The following is a 25,139-nucleotide window of genomic DNA, read 5'->3' on the forward strand; positions in this document are numbered from 1 at the left end:
CTAGTCTGAAGAAGCACGGGGGCCCCGCCCCTGTCACTTCTCTCAAGAAAGGTGCGGACCGGCGTGGCCGACCGTCTCATCGTCCGTGGCGCGCGCGAGCACAACCTGAAGAATGTCTCGCTCGACCTGCCTCGTGACTCGCTCATCGTCTTCACGGGCCTGTCCGGGTCGGGCAAGTCCTCCCTGGCCTTCGACACGATCTTCGCAGAGGGCCAGCGGCGCTACGTGGAGTCGCTCTCCTCGTACGCCCGGCAGTTCCTCGGCCAGATGGACAAGCCGGACGTCGACTTCATCGAGGGCCTGTCCCCGGCGGTCTCCATCGACCAGAAGTCGACGTCGCGCAACCCGCGCTCGACGGTCGGCACCATCACCGAGGTCTACGACTACCTGCGTCTGCTCTTCGCGCGTATCGGCAAGCCGCACTGCCCCGAGTGCGGCCGCCCGATCTCCCGCCAGTCGCCGCAGGCCATCGTCGACAAGGTCCTGGAGCTTCCGGAGGGCAGCCGCTTCCAGGTGCTGTCGCCGCTGGTGCGCGAGCGCAAGGGCGAGTTCGTCGATCTCTTCGCCGACCTGCAGACCAAGGGCTACTCCCGCGCGCGCGTGGACGGGCAGACCATCCAGCTGTCCGACCCGCCGGTGCTGAAGAAGCAGGAGAAGCACACCATCGAGGTGGTCGTGGACCGCCTCACGGTGAAGGAGTCCGCCAAGCGCCGCCTGACCGACTCCGTGGAGACCGCCCTCGGCCTGTCCGGCGGTATGGTCGTGCTCGACTTCGTCGACCTCCCCGAGGACGACCCGGAGCGCGAGCGCATGTACTCCGAGCACCTGTACTGCCCGTACGACGACCTGTCCTTCGAGGAGCTGGAGCCCCGCTCCTTCTCCTTCAACTCGCCCTTCGGTGCCTGCCCCGACTGCACCGGCATCGGCACGCGCATGGAGGTCGACCCCGAGCTGATCGTCCCGGACGAGGAGAAGTCCCTGGACGAGGGCGCCATCCACCCCTGGTCGCACGGGCACACCAAGGACTACTTCGGCCGCCTGATCGGTGCCCTCGCCGACGCGCTCGGCTTCCGCACGGACATCCCGTTCGCGGGCCTGCCGCAGCGCGCCAGGAAGGCCCTGCTCTACGGCCACAAGACCCAGATCGAGGTCCGGTACCGCAACCGGTACGGCCGCGAGCGCGTGTACACCACGCCGTTCGAGGGCGCGGTGCCGTTCGTGAAGCGCCGTCACAGCGAGGCCGAGAGCGACGCCAGCCGTGAGCGCTTCGAGGGCTACATGCGCGAGGTGCCCTGCCCCTCCTGCGAGGGCACGCGCCTGAAGCCGATCGTCCTCGCGGTCACGATCATGGAGAAGTCGATCGCCGAGGTCTCCGCGATGTCGATCAGCGACTGCGCGGAATTCCTGGGCCAGCTCAAGCTGAGCGCCCGTGACAAGAAGATCGCCGAGCGGGTACTGAAGGAGGTCAACGAGCGACTGCGCTTCCTGGTCGACGTCGGCCTGGACTACCTCTCGCTGAACCGCGCGGCCGGCACGCTCTCCGGCGGCGAGGCCCAGCGCATCCGCCTGGCCACCCAGATCGGCTCCGGCCTCGTCGGCGTCCTGTACGTCCTGGACGAGCCGTCCATCGGTCTGCACCAGCGGGACAACCACCGGCTGATCGAGACCCTGGTCCGGCTGCGCGACATGGGCAACACGCTCATCGTCGTGGAGCACGACGAGGACACCATCAAGGTCGCCGACTGGGTCGTGGACATCGGCCCCGGTGCCGGCGAGCACGGCGGCAAGGTCGTGCACAGCGGCTCCCTGCAGGACCTGCTCGCCAACACCGAGTCGCAGACCGGCGCGTACCTCTCGGGCCGCAAGGCGATCCCGCTGCCGGACATCCGGCGGCCTCGTGACCCGTCCCGTCAGCTGACCGTGCACGGCGCCCGTGAGAACAACCTGCAGGACATCGACGTGTCCTTCCCGCTGGGCGTGTTCACGGCCGTCACGGGCGTCTCCGGATCCGGCAAGTCCACACTGGTCAACGACATCCTCTACACCCACCTGGCCCGCGAGCTGAACGGCGCGAGGAACGTCCCCGGACGGCACACGCGCGTGGACGGCGACGACCTGGTCGACAAGGTCGTGCACGTCGACCAGTCGCCGATCGGCCGCACCCCGCGGTCCAACCCGGCGACGTACACCGGTGTCTTCGACCACATCCGCAAGCTGTTCGCCGAGACCACCGAGGCGAAGGTCCGCGGCTACCAGCCCGGCCGCTTCTCCTTCAACGTCAAGGGCGGCCGCTGCGAGAACTGCGCGGGCGACGGCACGATCAAGATCGAGATGAACTTCCTCCCGGACGTCTACGTCCCGTGCGAGGTCTGCCACGGCGCCCGGTACAACCGGGAGACCCTGGAGGTCCACTACAAGGGCAAGTCCATCGCCGACGTGCTGAACATGCCGATCGAGGAGGCCACCGACTTCTTCGAGGCCGTCCCGGCCATCTCGCGGCACCTGAGGACGCTGAAGGACGTCGGCCTCGGCTATGTCCGCCTGGGCCAGTCCGCCACCACGCTCTCCGGCGGTGAGGCTCAGCGCGTGAAGCTCGCCAGCGAGCTGCAGAAGCGCTCCACCGGACGCACGGTCTACGTGCTGGACGAGCCGACCACCGGCCTGCACTTCGAGGACATCAGCAAGTTGCTGACGGTCCTCGGCGGCCTGGTCGACAAGGGCAACACGGTCATCGTCATCGAGCACAACCTCGACGTGATCAAGACCGCCGACTGGATCGTCGACATGGGCCCGGAGGGCGGCGCCGGCGGTGGCCTCGTGGTCGCCGAGGGCACCCCCGAGGAGATCGCCGGGGTTCCGGCCAGCCACACCGGCAAGTTCCTGCGCGAGATCCTCGGCGCCGACCGCGTCAGCGACGCCGAACCGGTGAAGGCGCCGCGGAACGGTACGGCCAAGAGAACGGCCGCGGCGAAGACGGCGGCGAAGAAGACGGTGACGGCCAAGGCCAACAGCACGGCCACCAAGAAGGCCGATGCGGCCACGAAGAGGGTGGCGACCGCGAAGAAGACGACGCGGACACGCAAGGCCTGACACAGCACCAGAAAAACGGCGCCCCGCGGGAACTTCCCGCGGGGCGCCGCTCGTTCCACCATCAGCCACCCCGGCCGCGAGGTCCGCCAGGTCCCCGCACCACGCGTCGGGTCGCACCTTGACAACAGCAGAGTCGAGCACAGCAGACAGAACAGGCAGAGAGAACAGGCAGAGAAGAAGGCCGCTCAGAGATCACCGAGCTCGGCCGCGAACGGCGGCTCGGCCCCCGCCCGCGAGCAGGTGATCGCAGCCGCACGTGCCGCGAAGCGCAGCAGCCGCGTCCAGCCCTCCGTCCCGAGGGCGGCGAGCGCTTCCTCCGACAGCGCGTCCAGGGCGGAAAGCCCGTGCAGCAAGGCGGCGTTCACCGTGTCACCGGCGCCGATGGTGTCCACCACGGCGACCTTCTCACCGGGTACGAAGTGCTCCGCGCCGTCCCGGGTGAACGCGGTCAGCCCGTCCCCGCCCCGGGTCACCACCACGGCCGCAGGTCCCGCGGCCAGCCACTCCCGCGGGGTGCCGCCCAGCCACTCGGCGTCCTCCGCTGACAGCTTCAGCAGCGTGACCGAGGGCAGCCAGCTCTTGAAGCGCGCCCGGTAGGCGTCCGCGTCCGGGATCAGCCCCGCCCGGATGTTGGGGTCGAGGGCGGTGAACAGCCCCTGCCCGGCCGCCGTGCGCATCAGTTCCTCGTAGGCGCTCGCCCCCGGTTCCAGGACGAGCGAGCAGGTGCCGAAGGACACGGCGCGCGCAGCGGCGGGCAGCGTGGCGGGGGCGGTGAACAGACGGTCGGCGGTGCCGTCGACATAGAAGGAATAGGCGGCAGAGCCGCTGTCGTCGATCGTGGCCACCGCCAGCGTCGTCGGCTCCGTCCCGCGCTGCACGCCCGACAGGTCCACCCCCGCGCGCCGCAGCCCGTCCAGCAGGGCCTCGCCGAAGGCGTCGTGCGAGGTCCGGGAGCAGAAAGCGGTGCGGGAACCGAGCCGGCCAAGGGCCACGGCGGTGTTGTACGGGCCGCCGCCGAGCGCCGGCTTCAGTGCCGCAAGGGCACCGGAGCCCTGCGGTACCAGGTCGATCAGTGCCTCACCGGCGACGACGATCACGAAGCGGTTCCCTTCTCCAACGGCGTGGACGATTCGGTGTGCCCGGGCTCCTCGGGCCCTCCCGGCTCCTCCGGGCACCCGCAGGACGTGCGATGGACGAACGCGCACGGCAGCCGCACGGTCCGGGTCGGCCGACGCGGCACGTCGAGACGCTCCAGGAGCACCTCGACGGCCTGCGCGCCCAACTCCCTGCTCGGCTGGGCGATGGCGGTGAGCCGGGGGGAGAACAGATCGGCCCAGGCGAAGTCGTCGAAGCAGCACAGGGCGATGTCGTCCGGGACGGACAGGCCGTGTCGGCGCAGAGCGCGCAAGGCGCCGATGGTCATGGCGTTGTTGGCGGTGACGAGTGCCGTCGGCGGTTCGGGGAGTGCGAGCAGGGCGGCCGTGGCCTGCTCGGCACCCGAGGACTCGGAGTTGCCGGACACGAGGAGCCGTTCATCGACATTCAGGCCGGCGGCGCTCAGGCCGTCCCGGTAACCGGAGACACGCTCACTGGTGGTGCTGAGCCCGGGCAGGCCCGCGACCAGGGCGATCCTGGAGTGGCCCAGACCGGCGAGATGAGTGACCAGCCGGGCGGTCGGCTCGGCGCTGTCGGCACAGACCTGGTCGTACCAGGGCGTGTCCTCGTCGCGGGCCGCTCCTGCTCCGGCGTCCACCGCGGAGCCGTCCGTCGCGCCCGTGTCGATCATCCGGTCCAGGAACACGGTCGGCACGGCATGGCGGCGGAGATAGCGGACCAGTTCGTGAGGACGCGCGGAGGGAGCGACGATCAGGCCGTCCACCCTGCGTTCATGCAGCAGCTGCACGACCTTGCGTTCATGCCCGGGGTCGTCGTGCGGGTCCGCGATGAGCAGGCTGTAACCCGCCTTCAGGGCGGCGGCCTCGACGCCCTGGAGGATCTCCGTGAAGTACGGGTTGCTGATCGCCGACACCGCCAGCCCGATCGAGCGGGTGCGCGAGGTCACCAGGGACCGCGCCAGGGTGTTGGGCGTGTAGCCGAGGGCGTCGATGGCGTCGAGCACGGCCTGGCGGGTGTGGGGCAGCACCGGGCGCGTGCCGTTCAGCACATGGGAGACGGTCGCCACGGAGACCCCGGCGCTCCTCGCGACGTCTGCCATCGTGGGCATCGCCTCTCCCTCCTGAACCGGCCGAACGCAGTCCTTCCGGCCGGGACGCTATCTCATCGAGCAGGCCCGCGTAAACGCTTGCGCAAGCGTTTACGCGCCCTCCCTCGCCGTGGTCCTCTCCAGGCGGCCCTTGCGCTCCGCACCGCCACTGCCGGCACCGCTTCCTCCCAGCTGCCGCCCCCGCCCCAGGGCCGGCCGTTGTGCCCGGGTATCGTCGCCCCGCATACCCCTTGAGCAGTGGAGTCCCAGATGCCCTCCCGACCGTCCGCGAGCCGTCGTACCGTCCTTCGAGGGGCCGCCGTGGCCCCGGTCGCCGGGCTCGGCCTGACTGCGTGCTCCGCGCCGGGGGGAGGCGACTCGGTCGCGGCCACGCCTACCGCGTCGGTGGACCTCGGCGCCGAGAGCGAGGTCTCGAAGGGCGGCGCCAAGCTCTACCGGGACCACAACGTGGTCGTCAGCCGGGACGGGAGCGGCGCTCTGAAGGCCTACAGCACGATCTGCACGCACGCGGGGTGCCCGATCAACAAGCTCCAGGGGACGACTCTGATCTGCCCCTGTCACGGCAGCCAGTTCGACGCCGTGACGGGCAAGGTGGTCCAGTCGCCGGCCACCGAGCCCCTGGCCGAGCTGCCCGTGAAGACCACGAACGGCAGGATCATCGCAGGCCCGGGCGCCTGAACGAACAGCCGCGGTGTCGCCCCGGGCGCGTCAGCAGGGTGCACGCCCGCCCACCGTCGGCGTAGCCCCGCGCGATGTCGGGCCCAGAGGCCGGAGGAGTACTGCCACGCCACTGCACTGATGCACCGAGCAACCGCGTTCCTGCGGGCCCTCGGCCCTGGTGCGCATTTCACGGCCTCAGGGTCGAGCCTCCGGACCGACCCGGCCCGGCCCGGCCCACGGCCCCAGCCCGCAGCGCCCGGCCTCCGGCCGGCAGTGCCACCATGCCCAACCACTCAGCCGCCGCACCGCACCTCACGCCCGGCGCAACACCCCCGTGGCCCACGACCGGGTGATCTCACCTCCGCGCAGCCCCCGCCGGACCGCCCCCTCCCGGCACTTCACGCCGCAGCCGCACCTTCCGCGCCCGGGCGCATGCCTCGCGCTCCAACGCGAGCGCCCCAGGGCCCCATGGCCCCGTCCACGCCCAGCCCGCCCCGCGCCCCACACGCACCCTCAATCCCGCCACCACCCCGGCGTCCCACCCACCACCATGGCGCCCGCATGCCCGCATGCCCGCATGCCCGCACGCCCGCGTGCCCGACGCCATACCTCCGCCCCGCACGCCCGACGCCATACCTCCGCCCCGCACCCCGGCTCCGTCGCCCCCGCCCCGTACCCGAATCGCCTCAACGTCCGCCATCCCGTGCGGAGTTCACTCCCACTCCCACGCGATGCCGACGATGCCCGGGCGGATCCGTGGTTCGACCACGTGGACGTAGTGGTGGGGGCCGGTGAGCCGCAGTTCGTGGCGGCCGCTGCGGGGGGCCGCCGTCGAGTGCTGGGTGAAGCGGTGGCAGCGGGCGGGCAGCTCGGCCGCGTCGAACCGCACCTGGAGGGCGTACTGGCCGCCGGGGGAGCCGAAGCGGTGGAGGTACTCGCGGCAGGGTCCGGCCGTGCCGTCCTCGATGCCGTAACGGAAGAGGAAGGTGTCGCCCGCGCGCAGCCGGGTCCCGAAGAGCAGTTCCGCGACCAGCACACCGGTGTCCTGGTCCCAGCGGACGCGGCCGGTGCGGCAGTTCTCCAGTGCCCGCACCCTGATGTCGTACGGGCGGCAGCCGGGGTCGCCGTGGTGCACGGCGAGGAAGCGGTCGACGCCGTCGCGGTGGGCGCGCACGATGTGGTGGGCCTCGCGGCCGGCCAGCTCGCGCCGGGCGCCGATGCGGACGCATTCGTGGTGGCCCAGGGTGTGCAGCCCGCCGTCGAGGGACCAGCCGAGTTCGGCCCGGAGCCGGTCCAGGACGTCCGAGGCCTCGATCAGCGAGCGGTAGGAGCGCCCCGCCGGGCGGCCGGCCGTCGCGCGGCCGTCGGCCTCGGCGAGCAGCCGGATCAGTGACTCGTCCGGCAGCTGAAGGATCTCCTCCAGGGCCCGTACGGCCCGCAGGGACTCCGGGCGCTGGGGGCGGCGGGCGCCCTGCTGCCAGTAACTCAGGCTGGTGACGCCCACCTTGACCCCGTGGCGGGACAGGTGGTGCTGGACGCGCTGGAGCGGCAGCCCGCGTGCGGCGATCGCGGCGCGCAGCGCCACGTGGAAGGGGCCGCCCCGCAGGGCCGTGTCCAGCTCCGCGGTGGGGAGATGCGCGTGCTCTGTGGCATGCCGCATGCCGGGGCGCCTTTCTGTGAGGTCTCGCTACGGCTGGTCAGGCCGTCTGCGCTGGTCTGCGGGGCCACCCCCGTGGGCGTCGCGGACGCCCCTGGCTGCGCACGCGGTGCCTGTTCGGGTGCGTGCACGGCCCCGAGTTCCCCCGCATTGAAGCGTGTTGACCAGACCCCGACAACACCTCGAACCCGCCATGGCCACCCTGCGCGGGTCGTGGCTCCGCGCCGGGCCTTCCGGCCATGAGCGCCACGCCCTCCCCCACCGGCCGGTGCGAAGATCGACGTGTGACGGAGACCTGGACCTTCGGCGCTGATCGCACGGCTGTGACAGCGGAGGAAGCGGTCGACGTGCTGCTGCGGCGGATCGCCGAGGGCCGTCTCGAAACGTGGCCGACCAGCTCCGCCGGACGCCTGCTGTCCGTGGTGAGCAACGCCGAGCGCGCCCTGGTGATGTTCCTCGACGGAGAGGACGATCCGGGCGCCCACGCCGTTGCCGCGGGATCCGGAGGGCTGAGCGGGGGTTTCCGGACGGCGAACGGGCGGTGCGGCGCGTACCCCGGCCAGGACGCCGCACCGCTCGACGAGGCGTTCCGGATCGTCCGGCATCTGATCGGCACGGGCGGCCGCCGACGGACACCGGATGGGCTGTGGACAGGTGAGCGGCACGGGCGTGGGCGTTGTCCACAGGCCCGACGCGGTGTCGGTGCTCGCCAGTAGGGTGTGAGACATGGCCGACCCCTCCAGCTACCGCCCCAGGCCGGGTGAGATCCCGGACTCCCCCGGGGTGTACAGGTTCCGTGACGAGCACCGCCGGGTGATCTACGTCGGAAAGGCGAAAAGCCTGCGCCAGCGCCTGGCGAACTACTTCCAGGACCTGGCGAACCTGCACCCGCGCACCCGGACGATGGTGACCACCGCCGCGTCCGTGGAGTGGACCGTGGTGTCCACGGAGGTCGAGGCCCTCCAGCTGGAGTACTCCTGGATCAAGGAGTACGACCCCCGGTTCAACGTCAAGTACCGAGACGACAAGAGCTACCCGTACCTCGCGGTGACCATGAACGAGGAGTTTCCGCGTGTGCAGGTGATGCGCGGTCACAAGAAGAAGGGCGTCCGGTACTTCGGGCCGTACGCGCACGCGTGGGCCATCCGGGACACCGTCGACCTGCTGCTGCGCGTGTTCCCGGTGCGCACCTGCTCGGCCGGCGTGTTCAAGAACGCCGCCCGCACCGGCCGCCCCTGCCTGCTCGGCTACATCGGCAAGTGCTCCGCCCCCTGCGTCGGCCGGATCAGCCCCGAGGACCACCGGGAGCTGGCCGAGGAGTTCTGCGACTTCATGGCCGGCCGCACCGGCACCTACCTCCGCCGTCTGGAGAAGCAGATGACGGAGGCGGCCGAGGAGATGGAGTACGAGCGGGCGGCGCGGCTGCGCGACGACATCGAGGCCCTGAAGAAGGCCATGGAGAAGAACGCCGTCGTGCTCGCCGACGCGACGGACGCCGACCTCATCGCCGTCGCCGAGGACGAGCTGGAGGCGGCCGTGCAGATCTTCCACGTGCGCGGTGGCCGGGTGCGCGGCCAGCGCGGCTGGGTGACCGACAAGGTGGAGGAGATCACCACCGGCGCCCTCGTCGAGCACGCCCTGCAGCAGCTCTACGGCGAGGAGAGCGGGGACGCCGTGCCCAAGGAGGTCCTGGTCCCGGCGCTGCCCGAGCCCGTCGAGCCCGTCCAGGAGTGGCTGACCGGCCGCCGCGGGGCGAACGTGTCGCTGCGCATCCCGCAGCGGGGCGACAAGAAGGCGCTCATGGAGACCGTGCAGCGCAACGCCCAGCAGGCCCTCGCGCTGCACAAGACCAAGCGCGCCTCCGACCTGACCACGCGCTCGCGCGCCCTGGAGGAGATCGCCGAGGCCCTCGACCTGGACAGCGCCCCGCTGCGCATCGAGTGCTACGACATCTCGCATCTCCAGGGGGACGACGTGGTCGCCTCCATGGTCGTCTTCGAGGACGGCCTGCAGCGCAAGAGCGAGTACCGCCGCTTCCAGATCAAGGGCTTCGCGGGCCAGGACGACGTCCGCTCCATGCACGAGGTGATCACCCGCCGCTTCAAGCGGTACCTCGCCGAGAAGGAGAGGACGGGGGAGTGGGCCGAGGGCTCCGATGATTCCCTCTCCGACGGCGACGGTGCGCTCACCGGCACGGAAGGGGTCACCGACTCCCTCAAGGACGACGACGGCCGCCCCAAGAAGTTCGCGTACCCGCCCCAGCTGGTCGTCGTCGACGGCGGGCAACCCCAGGTCGCCGCCGCCCGGCGCGCCCTGGACGAGCTGGGCATCGACGACATCGCCGTCTGCGGCCTCGCCAAGCGCCTGGAGGAGGTCTGGCTGCCCGGCGACGACGACCCGGTGGTACTGCCCCGCACCAGTGAAGGGCTGTATCTGCTCCAGCGTGTGCGGGACGAGGCCCACCGGTTCGCGATCACCTATCAGCGCACCAAGCGCGCCAAGCGCTTCCGGGCCGGCCCCCTGGACGACGTCCCCGGCCTCGGCGAGACCCGCAAACAGGCGCTCATCAAGCATTTCGGCTCGGTGAAAAGGCTGCGGTCCGCCACAATCGAGCAGATCCAGGAGGTCCCGGGGATAGGCCGGAAGACGGCCGAGACCATCGCTGCGGCCCTCGCCCAGGCGGCTCCGGCCGCCCCCGCCGTGAACACGGCGACTGGAGAGATCATTGATGACGGGGAACCCGAGACGACGGCGGGTACCCCGGGGGAGCCCGTGACCGCGGGCCTCCCGGACGAACGACGGGGGCAGGAGAGATGACGGAGCACGACGCACAACCCACAGCGGCGCGAGATCGGGCCCACGAGGAAGCGGGGCAGGATCAGCGGCACCCCGCGGCCGGCGAGCAGCCCGCCGCCCAGGAAAACGGAGCACAGGTGAGCACGGACGGTACGCCGGCCTCGGGCCCGGAAGCGGCCATCCCCGAGCTGGTGATCATCTCCGGCATGTCCGGAGCGGGACGGTCGACGGCGGCGAAGTGTCTGGAGGACCTCGGCTGGTTCGTCGTGGACAACCTCCCGCCCGCCCTCATCCCCACCATGGTGGAGCTGGGCGCCCGCTCGCAGGGCAACGTGGCCCGGATCGCGGTCGTCGTGGACGTCCGCGGCCGGCGCTTCTTCGACAATCTGCGTGAATCCCTCGCCGACCTCGACACCCGGGGCGTCACGAGGCGGATCGTCTTCCTCGAGTCCTCCGACGAGGCCCTGGTGCGCCGCTTCGAGTCGGTGCGCCGCCCGCACCCGCTGCAGGGCGACGGCCGCATCGTGGACGGCATCGCCGCCGAGCGCGAGCTGCTGCGCGAGCTGCGCGGAGACGCCGACCTGGTGATCGACACCTCCAGCCTGAACGTGCACGAGCTGCGCGCCAAGATGGACGCCCAGTTCGCCGGCGAGGAGGAGCCCGAGCTGCGGGCCACCGTGATGTCGTTCGGCTTCAAGTACGGCCTCCCGGTCGACGCCGACCTGGTCGCGGACATGCGGTTCCTGCCGAACCCGCACTGGGTCCCGGAGCTGCGCCCGTTCACCGGCCTGAACGAGGAGGTGTCGGCGTACGTCTTCAACCAGCCCGGCGCGAAGGAGTTCCTCGACCGCTACGCCGAACTGCTGCGGCTCATCGCCGCGGGCTACCGGCGTGAGGGCAAGCGGTATGTGACCATCGCCATCGGCTGCACCGGTGGTAAGCACCGTTCGGTCGCGGTGTCGGAGAAGCTCGCCGCGCGCCTCGCGGCCGAGGGTGTGGAGACGGTGGTCGTACACCGGGACATGGGACGGGAATGACGGAACGTACACGGCGGCTCGGCAGGCTGCGCCGGATGGTGCCGGAGGGGCGCTCCAGCCGCGCCACGGCCGAGGGGACGGCCCGCCCCGCCGAGGCCCGCGGCGGCCGGCCACGCCGCCGGGGTGCTCAGCCCAAGGTGGTCGCGCTCGGCGGCGGCATGGGCCTGTCCGCCTCGCTCGCCGCGCTGCGCCGGATCACCGGCGACCTCACCGCCGTCGTCACCGTGGCCGATGACGGCGGCTCCAGCGGCCGGCTGCGCGACGAGCTGGGTGTGCTGCCGCCCGGCGACCTGCGCAAGGCGCTGGCCGCGCTGTGCGGCGACGACGAGTGGGGCCAGACCTGGGCCCGGGTCATCCAGCACCGCTTCCAGTCCAAGGGCGATCTGCACGAGCACGCTGTCGGCAATCTGCTGATCGTCGCCCTGTGGGAGCAGCTCGGCGACCACGTGCAGGCCCTGGACCTGGTCGGCAAGCTGCTCGGCGCGCACGGCCGGGTGCTGCCGATGTCCGCCGTGCCGCTGGAGCTGCAGGCTCTGGTCAAGGGCCACGACCCGGAGCGCCCGGACGAGGTGGACACCGTGCGCGGGCAGGCGAACGTCGCGCTCACGCCCGGTGAGGTCCAGTCGGTGCACCTGGTGCCGCACGACCCGCCGGCCGTGCCCGAGGCCGTGGCGGCGGTGCTGGACGCGGACTGGGTGGTGCTCGGTCCCGGCTCCTGGTTCTCCTCGGTGATCCCGCACCTGCTCGTCCCCGAGCTGCTGGACGCCCTCACCGAGACCAAAGCACGCAAGGTGCTGTCCCTGAACCTCGCGCCGCAGCCCGGAGAAACCGAGGGCTTCTCCCCGCAGCGTCATTTGGAGGTTTTGGGCCGACACGCCCCTAAACTCGCCCTGGACGTGGTGCTGGCCGACGAGGCCGCCGTGCCCGACCGCGACTCGCTCACCGAGGCCGCCAAACGGCTGGGAGCCGCGATCGAGCTGGCGCCGGTGGCCTGGACCGACGGAACACCCCGGCACGACCCGGAGCTGTTGGCCGCCGCGTACGACCGTATTTTTCGGATGCATGGAAGGATCGGCCCATGGCGATGACGGCAGCGGTGAAGGACGAGATCTCCCGGCTCCCCGTCACCCGGACCTGCTGCAGGAAGGCGGAGGTCTCCGCCATTCTGCGGTTCGCCGGCGGCCTTCACCTGGTGAGCGGGCGCATCGTGATCGAGGCGGAGCTGGACACCGCGATGGCGGCCCGCCGTCTCAAGCGGGACATCCTGGAGATCTTCGGCCACAGTTCCGAGCTGATCGTGATGGCGCCCGGCGGGCTGCGCCGGGGCTCGCGGTATGTCGTGCGGGTCGTCGCGGGCGGTGACCAGCTGGCCCGCCAGACGGGTCTCGTGGACGGCCGGGGCCGCCCGATCCGCGGACTGCCCCCGCAGGTGGTCTCCGGGGCCACCTGCGACGCGGAGGCGGCCTGGCGCGGGGCCTTCCTGGCACACGGCTCGCTGACCGAGCCCGGCCGTTCCTCCTCCCTGGAGGTGACCTGCCCGGGCCCGGAGGCCGCGCTCGCGCTGGTCGGCGCCGCCCGCCGGCTGTCGATCGCCGCGAAGGCCCGCGAGGTGCGCGGCGTGGACCGGGTGGTCGTCCGTGACGGCGACGCGATCGGCGCGCTGCTGACCCGGCTCGGCGCGCACGAGTCGGTGCTGGCCTGGGAGGAGCGCCGGATGCGCCGTGAGGTGCGGGCCACGGCCAACCGGCTCGCCAACTTCGACGACGCCAACCTGCGCCGCTCGGCCCGGGCCGCCGTGGCCGCCGGTGCGCGGGTGCAGCGGGCGCTGGAGATCCTGGGCGACGAGGTTCCCGAGCACCTCGCCGCCGCCGGTCGCCTGCGCATGGAGCACAAGCAGGCCTCGCTGGAGGAGCTGGGCGCGCTCGCCGACCCGCCGCTGACGAAGGACGCGGTCGCGGGCCGTATCCGCCGCCTGCTGGCCATGGCCGACAAGCGCGCCGCCGACCTCGGCATCCCGGGCACGGAGGCCAACCTCACCGAGGAGCTTGCGGACAACCTGGCCGGCTGACCGGTCTCCTCGCCAAGAGGCCGGTGCCGAGGCCCAGTCGGGACTCGGGCGCCGGCCTTCGCGCTCCTGGCAGCCGCTCATTTGCATGGCTATGAGGCGCTCTTGACTCGATCAAGGGGTGGCATGAACCTGGCAACCGTTCGCCGCTGTGGCGGACCACCGCTAGGGGGGTTCATGAGACACAGAGCGAGATCGATCCTCGCTGTCGGCGCGCTCCTGATCGGCGGAGCGAGCCTCGCACCCGTGGCCCAGGCGCGGAGCGGAAGTCCGGCGACGTCCGATCCTGACGCGGTCAAGGTCTTCCGCGCCGACGTCACCAAGCAGCAGGTACCCCTGCTTCTCAAGGCCGGCCAGGACGGTGAGGAACTCGCCGAGCAGGTCACCGGCGGCGGGAAGGCCCAGGTCGAGGTCTACCTCACCGAGCGACAGGCCGCGAAGCTCCGTGAACAGGGCGTGGCCCTGACCGAGCACACCGTTGCGGCCAAGGCCGAGGCGCTCATCGAGAAGGCGTCCCAGGGCGTGTTCCGCCCGTACGGCGGACGGAGCGGACTCAAGGAGGAGATTCTGCGGACCGCCCGGGCCAACTCCGGCCTGACCAAGGTCGAGTCCATCGGAAAGACCGTCAACGGCCAGGACATCCTCGCCCTGAAACTGACCGGGAACGCCCGCAGGACGAAGGACGGCTCCAAGCCGTCCGTGCTGTATCTGTCCAACCAGCACGCGCGCGAGTGGATCACACCGGAGATGACCCGGCGTCTGATGCACTACTACCTGGACCACTACACGACCGACAAGCGCGTCCGGAAGATCGTCGACACCACCGAACTGTGGTTCGTCATCTCGGCCAACCCCGATGGCTACGACTACACGTTCAAGAACTCCACGACCCGCCTGTGGCGCAAGAACCTGCGGGACGTCAACGGCGACGGCGTGATCGGCACCGGCGACGGCGTCGACCTCAACCGCAACTTCCCCTACAAGTGGGGCTACGACGACGAGGGCTCGTCGCCCAACCCCACCAGCGAGACCTACCGCGGCGCGAGTCCCGAGTCCGAGCCCGAGACCAAGGCGCTGGACGGCTTCGAGAAGCGCATCGGGTTCCGGTACGCCGTCAACTACCACTCCGCCGCCGAACTCCTCCTCTACGGCGTCGGCTGGCAGGTCGCCACCCCCACCCCGGACGACGTCCTCTACAAGGCGCTCGCCGGCACCCCGGACCACCCGGCCATCCCCGGCTACCGTTCGCAGGTCTCCTCGGAGCTGTACACCACCAACGGCGAGGCGGACGGGCACGCGTCGAACGTCAACGGCATCGCGATGTTCACCCCGGAGATGTCGACCTGCCAGACCGCGTCGGAGATCGACCCGAACGACGCCTGGAAACCCGAGGACTGCCAGTCGGTCTTCAACTTCCCCGACGACGAGAAGCTGATCCAGCAGGAGTTCGCCAAGAACATCCCGTTCGCGCTCTCCGTCGCCGAGACCGCCGTACACCCGGACCGCCCGGTCTCCTCGGTCGGGCTGAGCGCCGCCGACTTCACCCCGGCCGCGTTCCCCACGTCGTACGCGCGGGGCGCGGACCAGGAGGTCTCCGTCGTCGTCCGCAAGGCGATCCGCGACAAGCGGCTGAAGTACCGCGTGGACGGCGGCCGTACGCACGACGGGGCGCTGCGGCACTGGAAGGGCGGCAGGACCTACGGCGGCCACGACGACCTGTACTTCGACGAGTACCGGGCCACGGTGCGGGGCGGCGAGCCGGGAGACAGGGTGGAGGTGTGGTTCACCGGCGAGACGAAGAGCGGCAGGAAGGTCTCCAGCCCGCACTTCACCTACACCGTCGCCGAGCGGCCGAAGGCCGACACGCTCGTCGTCGCCGAGGAGGGCGCGGCCGCCACGCAGGCGCAGAAGTACGCGGACGCGGTCCGGGCTGCCGGGCACCGGGCGATCGTCTGGGACGTCGCCACGCAGGGCGCCCCGGACGCGCTCGGCGTGCTGAAGCACTTCCGCACGGTCGTGCACTACTCCGGCGTGCACGGCCCCGGCAACGCCACCCAGCTCCAGCTGCGCGCCTACCTCAACGAGGGCGGCAGGCTGATCGAGGCCGGTGAGCTGGCCGGCGGCAGCGTCGACCTGGGCGGCGGCACCCTCTCGGACGACTTCAGCCAGTACTACCTGGGCGCCTACAGCCGTACGTCGACCAAGGGAGCCACCGGCTTCACCGGTACCGGCGCCCTGGAGGGCTACTCCGGTGCCCTCGGCGACGCGCCCGGCGATCCGCTGGACGCGGCCGGCACCTACGGCGTCACCTCCGACGAGCTTCCGGTGTCTGCGTATCCGCAGTTCAAGAGCGCGGGCGCGGGACGGTTCGCCGGGGCGGCCAGCCCCTACGGGCCGTACTCCGGCTCCTACATGGCCGCCGCCGTGCACACCGACGACGCCTACAAGCGCCTCACCCGCACCATCGACCTCACCGGTGTCAGCGCTGCCGACAAGCCGGCCCTGCGTACCCGGCTGCTGTGGGACACCGAACCGGGCTACGACCACGCGGTGATCGAGGCGCACACCGTCGGCGCCGACGACTGGACCACGCTGCCGGAGACCGGAGGCGCCACGAGGACGGACGTGCCGGCGGACTGCGGACAGGGGTTCCTGATCGCCGAGCACCCCTGGCTGAAGCACTACCTCACGCTCGCGGACAACGCCTGCACCGCGACCGGGTCGACGGGCTCCTGGAACAGCCTCAGCGGCAGCTCCGGCGGCTGGCGGCAGGTCGGCTTCGACCTGAGCGCCTACGCCGGGGAGTCCGTCGAGATCTCGATCAGCTACATCACCGACCCGGGCACCGGCGGACACGGAGTCCTCGCCGACGACACCTCGCTCGTCGTGGGCGGGACGGCGAAGGAGACCGAGGGATTCGAGTCGTCCCTGGGCGCCTGGCACGTCGCCGGACCGCCCACGGGCAGCCCGCCGGCCCTGAAGGACTGGGCACGCTCCGGGGCGTTGTTCCAGACGTACGGAGCGGTCACCACGGACGACACGGTGCTGCTCGGTTTCGGCCTGGAACAGGTGTCGTCGGCGGCCGACCGGGCAGCCCTGTTGAGGAAGGCCTTCGCGGCCCTCGGCGGGTGAGGGCCGCCACGCCCGACGCGTGAGGGCCGCCACGTTGACAGATCCCGCTCGCCTTGTTCCAACAGGTGAGCGGGAGGCGTCTCAGCGGTGCGCGAAAGGGGTCCTGATCAAGTGAGCCGACCCGCTCACGAACGAGTGAAGACGGCGCGAAAATCGCCCGGCATTCCGTACTAAATACGAGTGAATCCACTGCCGATCCGGGAGGGTCCGTACCCCTACTGGCGGGTACGGAATACCTGCCCGTGTATGCGCCGTCTCGATGTCACTCCGGGGCCCTCCGGGAGGTAGGGTCGGTGGTGGTCGGGGACATCCCAAACAGAGCTCGCCGGCTCCGCATGGCCGGCGTACCAACGAGGAGATCGGTTCGTGACGATCCGCGTAGGCATCAACGGCTTCGGCCGCATCGGTCGTAACTACTTCCGCGCGCTGCTGGAGCAGGGGGCGGACATCGAGGTTGTGGCTGTCAACGACCTGGGTGACACCGCGACCACGGCTCACCTGCTCAAGTACGACACGATCCTGGGTCGCCTCAAGCAGGAGGTCTCCCACACCGCCGACACCATCACCGTGGACGGCCACACCATCAAGGTGCTCTCCGAGCGCAACCCGGCCGACATCCCCTGGGGCGAGCTGGGCGTCGACATCGTCATCGAGTCGACCGGCATCTTCACCAAGAAGGAAGACGCCGCCAAGCACCTCGCCGGTGGTGCCAAGAAGGTCCTCATCTCGGCCCCGGCCAAGGACGAGGACATCACCATCGTGATGGGCGTCAACCAGGACAAGTACGACCCGGCGAACCACCACGTCATCTCCAACGCCTCCTGCACCACCAACTGTGTGGCGCCGATGGCGAAGGTCCTCGACGAGAACTTCGGCATCGTCAAGGGCCTGATGACGACGGTGCACGCGTACACGAACGACCAGCGCATCCTGGACTTCCCGCACAAGGACCTGCGCCGCGCCCGTGCCGCCGCCGAGAACATCATCCCGACCACCACCGGTGCCGCCAAGGCCACCGCCCTGGTCCTGCCGCAGCTCAAGGGCAAGCTGGACGGCATCGCCATGCGCGTCCCGGTCCCGACCGGCTCGGTCACCGACCTGGTCGTGGAGCTCTCCCGCGAGGTCACCAAGGAAGAGGTCAACGCCGCCTTCCAGAAGGCCGCCGAGGGCGAGCTCAAGGGTCTCCTCGACTACACCGAGGACCAGATCGTCTCCTCCGACATCGTCAACGCCCCGGCCTCCTGCACCTTCGACTCCTCCCTGACCATGGTCCAGGAGGGCAAGAACGTGAAGGTCATCGGCTGGTACGACAACGAGTGGGGCTACTCCAACCGCCTCGTCGACCTCACGGTCTTCGTCGGCAACCAGCTCTGATCGCCGCAGATCGCGGCAGCAGGACCTTGAAGTGAGAACAGGGCCCGGGCAGCGCACCGCCGCGCTGTCCGGGCCCTGTCTCGCGTACAGACCACGTCCTTTTACGATCAGGTGCACCACGAGCCCTCCTTTGGAGTCCACTCAATGAAGACGATCGACGAACTTCTCGCCGCCGGCCTGAGCGGCAAGCGGGTCTTCGTCCGCGCCGACCTCAACGTGCCGCTGGAGAGCGGCACCATCACCGACGACGGCCGCATCCGCGCCGTGCTGCCCACCGTCAAGGCCCTCGCGGACGCGGGCGCCAAGGTGGTCGTCGCCTCGCACCTGGGCCGCCCCAAGGGCGCCCCCGACCCCGCCTTCTCCCTCGCGCCGGCCGCCTCCCGCCTGGGTGAACTCCTCGGCTCCGCCGTGGCCTTCGCGACCGACACCGTCGGCCGGTCCGCCCAGGACACGGTCGCCGGACTCACCGACGGCCATGTCGCCGTCCTGGAGAACCTCCGCTTCAACCCCGGCGAGACGTCCAAGGACGACGCCGAGCGCGGTGCCTTCGCCGACCAGCTCGCCGCCCTCGCCGACGTCTACGTCGGTGACGGCTTCGGCGCGGTCCACCGGGGGCACGCCTCCGTCTACGACCTGCCGAAGAGGCTGCCGCACTACGCCGGCTACCTCATCGCCACCGAGGTCGGCGTCCTGAAGCAGCTCACCGAGGACGTCAAGCGCCCCTACGTCGTCGCGCTCGGCGGCGCCAAGGTCTCCGACAAGCTCGCCGTCATCGACCAGCTGCTCGGCAAGGCCGACCGCCTGCTCATCGGCGGCGGCATGGCCTACACCTTCCTCAAGGCCAAGGGCTACGAGGTCGGCATCTCCCTCCTGCAGGAGGACCAGATCCCGGCCGTCACGGAGTACATGGAGCGCGCCGAGAAGCTGGGCGTCGAGCTGGTGCTCCCCGTCGACGTCCTGGTCTCCCGGGAGTTCCCGGACCTGAAGACCAAGGCGCCGGCCGACTACACCGTGGTCGACGCGGACAAGATCCCCGCCGACCAGGAGGGCCTGGACATCGGCCCGAAGACCCGAGAGCTGTACGCCTCGAAGCTCGCCGACGCCGCGACCGTCTTCTGGAACGGTCCCATGGGCGTCTTCGAGCACCCCGACTACGCCCAGGGCACCGCCGCGGTCGCCCAGGCCCTCGTCGACTCGAACGGCTTCTCCGTCGTCGGCGGCGGTGACTCCGCCGCTGCCGTGCGCACGCTCGGCTTCGACGAGAACGCATTCGGCCACATCTCGACCGGTGGCGGCGCCTCCCTCGAATACCTCGAGGGCAAGACGCTCCCCGGCCTCGCCGCACTGGAGGACTGACCTCAATGAGCACGCGCACGCCGCTGATGGCGGGCAACTGGAAGATGAACCTCAACCACCTCGAGGCCATCGCGCACGTCCAGAAGCTCGCCTTCGCCCTGGCCGACAAGGACTACGAGGCCGTCGAGGTCGCCGTCCTGCCGCCCTTCACCGACCTGCGCTCCGTGCAGACCCTGGTCGACGGCGACAAGCTCAGGATCAAGTACGGCGCCCAGGACATCTCGCAGCACGACTCCGGCGCCTACACCGGCGAGATCTCCGGCCCGATGCTGGCCAAGCTGAAGTGCACCTACGTGGTCATCGGCCACTCCGAGCGCCGCCAGTACCACAACGAGACCGACGAGCTGGTGAACGCCAAGGTCAAGACCGCCTACAAGCACGGCCTGACCCCGATCCTGTGCGTCGGCGAGGAGCTGGACGTCCGCGAGGCGGGCAACCACGTCACCCACACCCTCGCCCAGGTCGAGGGCGGTCTGAAGGACCTCCCGGCCGAGCAGGCCGAGACGATCGTGATCGCCTACGAGCCCGTGTGGGCCATCGGCACCGGCAAGGTCTGCGGTGCCGAGGACGCCCAGGAGGTCTGCGCCGCCATCCGCGGCAAGATCGCCGAGCTGTACTCGCAGGACGTGGCCGACAAGGTCCGCATCCAGTACGGCGGCTCCGTGAAGGCCGGCAACGTCGCCGAGATCATGGCCAAGGCCGACATCGACGGCGCCCTGGTCGGCGGCGCCTCGCTGGACGCCGACGAGTTCGTCAAGATCGTGCGTTTCCGCGATCAGTGACGCACGCTGTGAGTAGGCGCTAGCGGCGATACGTCGTACTCTTGCGGGGGCACCGCCGACGTGTTGTGCCCCCGTCGTCCATCCGAATCCGAGGAAGTTGGTCCAGCCGTGGTTTTGGGGTTCTCGATCGCCCTGATCGTCTTCAGCCTGCTGCTGATGCTGCTGGTGCTGATGCACAAGGGGAAGGGCGGCGGCCTCTCCGACATGTTCGGTGGTGGCATGGCGTCGTCCGTCGGCGGCTCCTCGGTCGCCGAGCGCAACCTCGACCGGATCACCATCGTGGTCGGTCTGCTGTGGTTCGCGTGCATCATCGTCCTCGGCATCGTGATGAAGACGAACAGCTGAGACGAACAGCTGAGAGGTGCGGCTGACAACCCGCACAGCACACACATCACGCATATTCGGTACGTAAGGCCCCATGTTCGGTACGCGCTCCTGGGTGCGGCCTATCATGGGGCTTGCGTCTGGATGTGGGGCTGGTAACTCCAATCACTGGACGCGCGTTGGGCCTTACGTAGACTGAGGCGCTCGCAGCGAAGCGAAACGCCGACTCGCTTCGCGGCACCATCACGCAGGGAGTTACACCGTGGCAAGTGGCAACGCGATCCGAGGAAGCCGGGTCGGGGCGGGGCCGATGGGCGAGGCCGAGCGCGGCGAGTCCGCGCCGCGTCTGCGCATCTCCTTCTGGTGCTCCAACGGGCACGAGACGCAGCCGAGCTTCGCCAGCGACGCGCAGGTTCCCGACACCTGGGACTGCCCGCGCTGCGGCTTCCCGGCCGGACAGGACCGGGACAACCCGCCGGACCCGCCGCGCACCGAGCCGTACAAGACGCACCTGGCGTACGTGCGGGAGCGGCGCAGCGACGCGGACGGCGAGGCGATCCTCGCCGAGGCGCTCGCCAAACTGCGGGGCGAGATCTAGTACTTGACACCAGCCGGGCGCCTCGAGGTGCCTGGCCGGAGCCGTGTCCGCCCGCTCGCGGCCGACCGATTGTCAGTGGCGCCCTCTACGGTTTTTCCTGAGCCGTTCTTCGACGGCACGGATCGTGAGGGGGAGCTGTGTCGGGGGTCGGGAAGGTGCAGGCGGGGGCGCCGGCGTGGCGCGGGGGATTCGCGCGGCTGTGGACGGCCGCCGTGGTGTCCCGGTTCGGGGACGCGTTACGGAACTCGGCGCTGCCCCTGCTCGCGGTGCGGCTCAGCGACGAGCCGCTGGTCATCGCCTCGGTGACAGCCTGTGGGTATGTGCCGTGGCTGCTGTTCGGGCTGCTCGGCGGGGCCGTGGCCGACCGGGTCGACGGGCGGCGGGCGATGTGGGCCGTGGACACGGTCCGCTGCCTGCTGGTGGCCGCGTTCGCCGTCGCCGTGGGACTGGGCCATGCCTCGATCCCCCTGCTGCTCGCCCTCGCATTCGCGTTGACCACGCTCCAGACCCTCTTCGACAACGCCGCCACGGCCCTGCTGCCCGCGCTCGTGGACCGAGCGGCCCTGGGCGGCGCCAACGCCCGGCTGATGACCGGCCAGCAGATCGCCGGCGGTCTGCTCGCCGCCCCACTGGTGCCGCTGCTGCTGACGGCGGGCGCGTTCATGCCGTTCGCGGCCGACGCGTGCACCTTCCTGGCGGCCGCCGCCCTCGTGGCGTCCCTGCGGACACGCCCGCCCAAGCGCGCGCCACGCCCCGCGGGCAGCACCCTGCGGACGGAGATCGGGGCGGGCCTGCGCGCCCTGTGGGGCGACCGAGCCCTGCGCGCGACCTGTGTGGCCACGCTGCTGTGCAACATCGGCATGGGCGGCCTGATCGCCACCCTGGCGCTGCACGTGACGCGCTGGCTGGACGCGGGCAACGCCGGATATGCCGCCGCGATGACGGCGTTCTCGGTGGGCAGCATCACGGGCGGATTCGTCGCCCAGCGTCTCGCGCGCCGCACCGGCCGGGTGCGGGCGCTGCTCGTCGCCGGCGGCATCCAGACGTCGTCACTGCTGCTCATCGGATCCGTCCGGCACCTGGCCGCGCTCGTCACCGGCATGCTGCTGCTCGGCGCCATGAACATGGTGTGGAACGTCAACCAGGTCACCCTGATGCAGCAGCGCAGTCCCGAGGCGATGGTGGGCCGTATCGCCTCCGCGTTCCGTACGTCCTCGACGTCCGGCGCCCCGCTCGGCGCGCTCCTCGGTGGAGTGGCGGCCCGGACATACGGGCTGAACGGCCCGGCCCTGTTCGCCGCCGTCCTGTTCGCCCTCGCCGTCACTTCGCTGATACCGGCCCGCAAGCCGGACGTACCTGTTGTTGCGCCGCACGACGACGTCATGACGGCTCGTGCCGCGCAGTGATCAATTAGGTTGGAACAGCTGGGACAGGCACGAAAGAAGGCGGAAGTCGGAAATGAACGCAGACGGCCGTACCAGGCTCCATCAGACGCCCGAGTGGACCGCTCTCGCCAAGCACCGGGAGGAGCTGGCCGACACCCATCTCAGGGAGCTGTTCGCCGCCGATCCCGGGCGCGGTGAGGGATACACGCTCCAGGTCGGCGATCTGTACCTCGACTACTCGAAGCACCTGGTCACCGACGAGACCCTGCGGTTGCTGCGCGAGCTGGCCGCCGCCACGGACGTGTTCGGCCTCAGGGACGCCATGTTCCGCGGCGAGAGGATCAACGTCACCGAGAACCGTGCGGTCCTGCACACCGCGCTCCGCGCCCCGCGCGACGCGGTGATCGAGGTCGACGGGGAGAACGTCGTCCCGAAGGTGCACGCCGTCCTCGACAGGATGAGCGACTTCGCCGACCGCGTCCGCTCCGGGGCCTGGACCGGCCACACCGGCAGGCGCATCAAGAACGTCGTCAACGTCGGCATCGGCGGCTCCGACCTGGGCCCCGCGATGGCCTATGAGGTGCTGCGCAGCTTCACCGACCGCGCCCTGACGGTCCGCTTCGTCTCCAACGTGGACGGCGCCGACCTGCACGAGGCCACGCGGGACCTGGACCCGGCCGAGACCCTGTTCATCATCGCCTCCAAGACCTTCACCACCATCGAGACCATCACCAACGCGACGAGCGCGCGGACGTGGCTGGTGGAGGCGCTCGGTGACGAGTCGGCGGTGGCCAAGCACTTCGTGGCGCTGTCCACGAACGCGGAGAAGGTCGCCGAGTTCGGCATCGACACGGACAACATGTTCGAGTTCTGGGACTGGGTCGGCGGCCGCTACTCGTACGACTCCGCGATCGGCCTGTCCCTGATGATCGCCATCGGCCCGGACCGGTTCCGGGAGATGCTCGACGGCTTCCGGCTGGTCGACGACCACTTCCGCACCGCGCCCGCCGAGGCCAACGCCCCCTTGCTGCTGGGCCTGCTGGGCATCTGGTACGGCAACTTCCACGACGCCCAGTCGCACGCGGTGCTGCCGTACAGCCACTACCTGTCGAAGTTCACCGCCTACCTCCAGCAGCTGGACATGGAGTCCAACGGCAAGTCGGTGCAGCGGGACGGCCGGCCGGTGGAGTGGCAGACCGGGCCGGTGGTGTGGGGCACCCCGGGCACCAACGGGCAGCACGCCTACTACCAGTTGATCCACCAGGGCACCAAGCTGATCCCGGCGGACTTCATCGGCTTCGCCCGGCCCGTCGGTGAGCTGAGCGTGGAACTCAAGGCCCAGCACGACCTGTTGATGGCCAACTTCTTCGCCCAGACCCAGGCGCTGGCCTTCGGCAAGAGCGCCGAGGAGGTCCGCGCGGAGGGGGTGCCTGAGGAGCTGGTCCCGCACAAGACCTTCCGGGGCAACCGGCCGACGACGACCATCCTGGCGAAGGAGCTGACCCCGTCGGTCCTCGGCCAGCTGATCGCCCTCTACGAACACAAGGTGTTCGTGCAGGGCGCCGTGTGGAACATCGACTCCTTCGACCAGTGGGGCGTGGAACTGGGCAAGGTCCTCGCCAAGCGCGTCGAGCCCGCCCTGACCGAGGGCGCCGAGGTCGAGGGCCTCGACGCGTCGACGCGGACACTGGTCGCCAAGTACCGGGAGCTGCGCGGCCGTAGCTGATCGGCGGGCAGCTGAGCGGTGGCACGCGGGAGCCGGACGCGGCGGTGGCCCTCCGAGGGGCCGGCCGGCCCGGCTCCCGTAGACTCCCCGATGATCATGTGAGTCACGACTCGGGGGAGTACGCAGTGGCCGCTGGGCGGGGAAGCCGCACCGGATCCGCGGAGCGCGGGCGAAACTTTCTGAAGGCCCATCACGCCGCCTGGGCGGTGTTCCACCCCGCGTGGATACCCGAACCGCTCGATCCGGCGGTGGAGGAGCTCAAGCGGATCCGCGTCGCCGCCGGCACCGTCGCGGCGGTCGGTGTCTACACCTTCGTCGAGGGCGGCTTCGCTCCCGAGGAGATGCTCCAGAACCTGCTGATCGCCTCGGTCGTCCTGCTGTTCGTCACCCCGCTCACCGTCGGTGTGATGCTCTGGATCTGGCGGCGCACCGGCAGCCTGCGCCCGCTGCGTCCCGCCCTGCTGAAGGCCCTGGGGCTGTTGCTGACCTTCGTGGGCTCGGTCGTCGCGACGGTCCTGATGCTGCAGCACGCCAATGCGCTGGCCGGCGGGCTGCTGATCATACCGGTGAGCGTGCTGACGCTGTGGATGGTCTGGTTCGTCGGGGCGGGCGCCCTCCGGATCAACGGGAACTTCTTCGGCACGGCAGCCGTGCACCGCTGTCTCCCGCCGCTGCTGGCCATGGTCACCAGCTGGCTGATGGCCCTGCCCGATCTCCTCACCGGAGACCTGCACGGCCTCGGCCTGCTGCTGGGCGTCGTGTTCATCCTCGGCGCCCCCGTGACGGTCTCGGCCATCGCGCTGTACGAGCTGGCCCTGCTCAAGCGCAGGCACGGCATCCGGCTGGCCGCCCATCCGGCGCTGCACACACCCCAGGGCCCGTACAACAACCGCACCCACAACAGCCGGTTCTCTTACGGGAGTTGAGTTCCCG

At 70.5% G+C, this 25,139-nt stretch carries 19 protein-coding genes; 16 read left to right on the forward strand and 3 right to left on the reverse strand.

Annotated features, from left to right (window positions below):
* Positions 1 to 63: 63 nt before the first annotated feature.
* Positions 64 to 3,090 (forward strand): excinuclease ABC subunit UvrA, encoded by a 3,027-nt coding sequence (gene uvrA / locus FB563_RS24940; RefSeq protein ID WP_055707011.1) that lies wholly within the window; start codon positions 64 to 66, stop codon positions 3,088 to 3,090.
* Positions 3,091 to 3,275: 185 nt separating this feature from the next.
* Here uvrA and FB563_RS24945 read toward each other — a convergent pair whose 3' ends face one another.
* Both FB563_RS24945 and FB563_RS24950 read right to left on the reverse strand, forming a co-directional pair.
* A complete protein-coding gene (locus FB563_RS24945; protein WP_055707010.1) occupies positions 3,276 to 4,187 on the reverse strand; it encodes a carbohydrate kinase family protein in 912 nt (303 codons plus the stop codon).
* Positions 4,184 to 5,314, reverse strand: coding sequence for a LacI family DNA-binding transcriptional regulator (locus tag FB563_RS24950; RefSeq protein ID WP_055707009.1), 1,131 nt, complete (start codon positions 5,312 to 5,314; stop codon positions 4,184 to 4,186). The genes FB563_RS24945 and FB563_RS24950 overlap by 4 nt, the downstream gene beginning before the upstream one ends.
* 249 nt (positions 5,315 to 5,563) lie before the next feature.
* Here FB563_RS24950 and FB563_RS24955 point away from each other — a divergent pair, with 249 nt between their 5' ends.
* Positions 5,564 to 5,992: a Rieske (2Fe-2S) protein gene (locus tag FB563_RS24955; protein WP_055707008.1), complete on the forward strand. Its 429-nt coding sequence runs from the start codon at positions 5,564 to 5,566 to the stop codon at positions 5,990 to 5,992.
* Between the two features lie 694 nt (positions 5,993 to 6,686).
* Here FB563_RS24955 and FB563_RS24960 read toward each other — a convergent pair.
* Positions 6,687 to 7,634 carry a hypothetical protein gene (locus FB563_RS24960; protein ID WP_142218913.1) on the reverse strand — a complete coding sequence of 316 codons (948 nt, stop codon included), beginning with the start codon at positions 7,632 to 7,634 and terminating at the stop codon, positions 6,687 to 6,689.
* Positions 7,635 to 7,915: 281 nt separating this feature from the next.
* On the opposite strand from FB563_RS24960, the gene FB563_RS24965 reads away from it, so the two are divergent.
* From FB563_RS24965 to FB563_RS25030, 14 genes are all read left to right on the forward strand, one after another.
* The gene (locus FB563_RS24965; protein ID WP_234358011.1) at positions 7,916 to 8,347 is read left to right on the forward strand and encodes a hypothetical protein; all 432 of its coding nucleotides are present in this window, start codon (positions 7,916 to 7,918) and stop codon (positions 8,345 to 8,347) included.
* A gap of 10 nt (positions 8,348 to 8,357) precedes the next feature.
* Positions 8,358 to 10,448, forward strand: a complete 2,091-nt coding sequence (gene uvrC / locus FB563_RS24970) for an excinuclease ABC subunit UvrC (RefSeq protein ID WP_055709526.1) — start codon at positions 8,358 to 8,360, stop codon at positions 10,446 to 10,448.
* Entirely contained in the window at positions 10,445 to 11,464 is a 1,020-nt protein-coding gene (gene rapZ / locus FB563_RS24975) for an RNase adapter RapZ (protein ID WP_055709527.1), read from the forward strand. Before uvrC ends, rapZ begins: the two co-directional genes overlap by 4 nt.
* Entirely contained in the window at positions 11,461 to 12,552 is a 1,092-nt protein-coding gene (locus FB563_RS24980) for a gluconeogenesis factor YvcK family protein (RefSeq protein ID WP_055709528.1), read from the forward strand. Before rapZ ends, FB563_RS24980 begins: the two co-directional genes overlap by 4 nt.
* Complete coding sequence (whiA, locus tag FB563_RS24985) at positions 12,543 to 13,532, forward strand: DNA-binding protein WhiA (protein ID WP_014672011.1); 990 nt, start codon at positions 12,543 to 12,545, stop codon at positions 13,530 to 13,532. Before FB563_RS24980 ends, whiA begins: the two co-directional genes overlap by 10 nt.
* Before the next feature lie 174 nt (positions 13,533 to 13,706).
* Positions 13,707 to 16,661, forward strand: coding sequence for a M14 family metallopeptidase (locus FB563_RS24990; protein ID WP_079049062.1), 2,955 nt, complete (start codon positions 13,707 to 13,709; stop codon positions 16,659 to 16,661).
* Positions 16,662 to 17,027: 366 nt separating this feature from the next.
* Complete coding sequence (gene gap / locus FB563_RS24995; RefSeq protein ID WP_055709530.1) at positions 17,028 to 18,035, forward strand: type I glyceraldehyde-3-phosphate dehydrogenase; 1,008 nt, start codon at positions 17,028 to 17,030, stop codon at positions 18,033 to 18,035.
* A 144-nt stretch (positions 18,036 to 18,179) separates the two neighbouring features.
* On the forward strand, positions 18,180 to 19,391 hold the full coding sequence (locus FB563_RS25000) for a phosphoglycerate kinase (RefSeq protein ID WP_055709531.1): 1,212 nt from the start codon (positions 18,180 to 18,182) through the stop codon (positions 19,389 to 19,391).
* A 5-nt stretch (positions 19,392 to 19,396) separates the two neighbouring features.
* A complete protein-coding gene (gene tpiA, locus FB563_RS25005; protein ID WP_055709532.1) occupies positions 19,397 to 20,173 on the forward strand; it encodes a triose-phosphate isomerase in 777 nt (258 codons plus the stop codon).
* Between the two features lie 114 nt (positions 20,174 to 20,287).
* Positions 20,288 to 20,518, forward strand: coding sequence for a preprotein translocase subunit SecG (secG, locus tag FB563_RS25010; protein ID WP_055709533.1), 231 nt, complete (start codon positions 20,288 to 20,290; stop codon positions 20,516 to 20,518).
* Between the two features lie 289 nt (positions 20,519 to 20,807).
* Positions 20,808 to 21,095: an RNA polymerase-binding protein RbpA gene (locus tag FB563_RS25015; protein ID WP_004002138.1), complete on the forward strand. Its 288-nt coding sequence runs from the start codon at positions 20,808 to 20,810 to the stop codon at positions 21,093 to 21,095.
* 212 nt (positions 21,096 to 21,307) lie between these two features.
* Positions 21,308 to 22,501 carry an MFS transporter gene (locus tag FB563_RS25020; RefSeq protein WP_244329055.1) on the forward strand — a complete coding sequence of 398 codons (1,194 nt, stop codon included), beginning with the start codon at positions 21,308 to 21,310 and terminating at the stop codon, positions 22,499 to 22,501.
* Between the two features lie 52 nt (positions 22,502 to 22,553).
* Positions 22,554 to 24,206, forward strand: a complete 1,653-nt coding sequence (gene pgi / locus FB563_RS25025; RefSeq protein ID WP_142218914.1) for a glucose-6-phosphate isomerase — start codon at positions 22,554 to 22,556, stop codon at positions 24,204 to 24,206.
* A 125-nt stretch (positions 24,207 to 24,331) separates the two neighbouring features.
* Entirely contained in the window at positions 24,332 to 25,132 is an 801-nt protein-coding gene (locus tag FB563_RS25030) for a hypothetical protein (RefSeq protein WP_055709330.1), read from the forward strand.
* Positions 25,133 to 25,139: the final 7 nt, after the last annotated feature.

The organism is Streptomyces puniciscabiei, assembly GCF_006715785.1.
Lineage (GTDB): Bacteria > Actinomycetota > Actinomycetes > Streptomycetales > Streptomycetaceae > Streptomyces > Streptomyces puniciscabiei.